Below are 1,957 nucleotides of genomic sequence, written 5' to 3' on the forward strand. Positions count from 1 at the left end.
GCCCAACGCGGTACGAAGGCCCGCCACAAGGTCAGGCTGATCTCAGGCATACACGCCGGAGCGGACGGCCTCCAGATAGGCCAGCACCTTGTCCGTCTTGCCCTCGCGAACCAGGTCGTAGGCGGTCTTTCCCGCCCAGCCGGGGATCGGCTGGTGCTTAAACCAGATCGCCGCACGTTGCTCGCCGCCGGCCATTTCACCGGCCATCGACAGGATGCGGACGATCGGGCTGAGGGCGGCGTCGACCTTGCGCGCGCCGGCCTTGGCGGCAAGTGTGTTGCGCGCGACCCCGATCAGGCCGGCCAATTCGGTCAGGTTGACACCAAGCTGTTCCGCGACACGCCTTGCCGAAAGGTAAGGCGACCGTTCCTCGCCAAAGCGTGACGCCGGAACTTCGAGGGCTGCGGAGTTCATGACGATTACCTAGCATAGTTTGATGCGTACGGTATCAAAATAGGCCCAATTCACGCGCAACTCAAGCACAAGCGACCTACCGCCTCCGCTTCGGCTTCTCCAGCAACGCCACGGCCTCAACATGCGGCGACCACAGGAACTGGTCGATCGGCGTCACGCTTTTCAGGATGTAGCCGCCGTCGATGAGGATGCGCAAATCTCGCGCGAGCGTCACCGGATTGCAGGACACCGCGGCGACGTACGGCACATCCGAGCGGGCGATCTGCTTCGACTGGTCCTCGGCGCCGGCGCGCGGCGGATCGAACACCACACCGTCGAAGGCATTCAATTCCTTGAACGTCAACGGCCGGCGGAACAGGTCGCGGCGTTCACCCGTCACCCGCTTCAAGCCAGTGGCGAAACGCGATCCACGGTCGAGGGCCGAAAGGGCTGCCGCATCGCCCTCCACCGCATGAACTTCCGACTTCGCGGCCAGACGCAGAGCAAAACTGCCGCAGCCGGCGAAAAGATCCGCCACCTTCTTGGCACGCTTCAGATGTCCGCCGACGATATCGGCCATCGCCTGTTCGGCGGCCTCGGTTGCCTGCAGGAACGCGCCCGGGGGCAAGGCGACAGCGACGCTGCCGAACATGACAACAGGCTTTTTCGGCTCGATGATGATCTCGTCATCGATGGACAGCCTGGCAAAGCCCTGCGCCATGACGAAATTGGCAGCGATGCGGCGCTGATGCTCCCCCAGCTTGCCGGATTCGTGAACCGCGACATCGAGACCCGAACCGGTCACGGTGACCGCTAGCCGGAACGATTTGGTGGTTGCGCAGACCAATTCGGCAAGCGCCTTCAAGCGATCAAGCGAAGCGACGATCTCAGGAAGCGAGATCGGGCATTCCGATATGGCTATGATCTCCGGCGACAGATGGCGATGGAAGCCGAGCAGCATGCCTGTATCGGTGCGCCGGGCGGCCAGCACGACACGGCGGCGCGTCTGCGGCGCGCAGGCGACCAGTTCGCCGATCTCGCAATCGATGCCTTTGCCCTTCAGGATGTGCGCCACTTTTTCGCGTTTCCACTGGCGATAGGCTCCGGCTTCGAAATGCTGGAGCGCGCAACCACCGCATTCGGTGAAATGGCGGCAGGCGGGATCGATGCGCTGCGGCGATGCTTCCAGCACCGCCATCAGCATGGCGCGATCCCTTTCGCGCGCGGCGGTGACCGTTTCACCGGGCAGTGTGAAGGGAATGAACAGATCGCCTGTCTCGGTCTCGGCGACACCGTCGCCCTGAGCGCCAAGTTTCCTGATGCTGAAGCGCGCGCTCATCGGTCCTTGATCCCACCGAGCAGGAATTCGCGATTGCCGTCGCCGCCCTCGATCGGCGACAAATGCAGCCCCAGCGAGCGCCAGCCTGGCACGGAGTCCAGCCAATCCTGCAGCAGGCCGGCGACACGGGAGGCGTCGTAGGGATCTTTCAACAGACCACCCTTGCCGATCGCATCACGGCCCGCCTCGAATTGCGGCTTGACCACAAAAACGGCCTTGGCGGCA

The 1,957-nt window shown here is 63.7% G+C and carries 2 protein-coding genes and 1 pseudogene; all 3 read right to left on the reverse strand.

What is annotated here, in order from left to right; all coding sequences use genetic code 11:
• Window positions 1–42: 42 nt before the first annotated feature.
• Window positions 43–414: an antitoxin Xre/MbcA/ParS toxin-binding domain-containing protein gene (locus tag EN939_RS32100; RefSeq protein ID WP_127270326.1), complete on the reverse strand. Its 372-nt coding sequence runs from the start codon at window positions 412–414 to the stop codon at window positions 43–45.
• Window positions 415–490: 76 nt separating this feature from the next.
• Window positions 491–1,732, reverse strand: a complete 1,242-nt coding sequence (locus EN939_RS32105) for a class I SAM-dependent RNA methyltransferase (RefSeq protein ID WP_127270327.1) — start codon at window positions 1,730–1,732, stop codon at window positions 491–493.
• Window positions 1,729–1,957: pseudogene (locus tag EN939_RS32110) on the reverse strand (TlyA family rRNA (cytidine-2'-O)-methyltransferase); the annotation flags it as partial. The pseudogene EN939_RS32110 and the gene EN939_RS32105, both read right to left, overlap by 4 nt.

Source organism: Mesorhizobium sp. M7A.F.Ca.CA.002.05.1.1 (genome assembly GCF_003998335.1).
Classification (GTDB): domain Bacteria; phylum Pseudomonadota; class Alphaproteobacteria; order Rhizobiales; family Rhizobiaceae; genus Mesorhizobium.

Bases quoted from the DNA above. Each gene is read 5' to 3' on its own strand.
- EN939_RS32105 (WP_127270327.1), bottom strand. From the start codon at position 1,732: ATGAGCGCGCGCTTCAGCATCAGGAAACTTGGCGCTCAGGGCGACGGT.
- EN939_RS32100 (WP_127270326.1), bottom strand. From the start codon at position 414: ATGAACTCCGCAGCCCTCGAAGTTCCGGCGTCACGCTTTGGCGAGGAA.